Source organism: Klebsiella sp. K47 (assembly GCF_051858335.1).
Classification (GTDB): Bacteria; Pseudomonadota; Gammaproteobacteria; order Enterobacterales; family Enterobacteriaceae; genus Klebsiella; species Klebsiella pneumoniae.
The window spans coordinates 1-237 of record NZ_JBPYUI010000243.1 but is presented as its reverse complement, the minus strand read 5'-3'; the positions used below and the strand labels follow the sequence as shown (position 1 = coordinate 237).

Annotated in this window: 1 pseudogene and 1 other annotated feature; the pseudogene reads left to right on the top strand. The window is 46.0% G+C overall.

Annotated elements, in window-relative coordinates:
* A pseudogene (locus RRF55_RS27880) lies at positions 1–237 on the top strand (IS3 family transposase); the annotation flags it as partial.
* Positions 74–190: a sequence feature (AL1L pseudoknot), on the top strand. (Overlaps the previous pseudogene by 117 nt.)

Below are 237 nucleotides of genomic sequence, written 5' to 3'. Positions count from 1 at the left end.
AAGAACGCATTAAACAACTTGAACGCGAAAATAAAGAACTGCAGCGAGCCAATGAAATTCTACGCAAAGCAGCCGCTTTTTTCGCCCAGGCGGAGCTCGACCGCCCACACAAATAATGGTGGATTTTATCCATAACAATAAAGCGTTATACGGTGTTGAGGCGATTTGTAGGATTTTACCGATCGCCCCTTCGACCTATTACCGGACTTTAGATCTCGCGGACAATCCAGAACATCG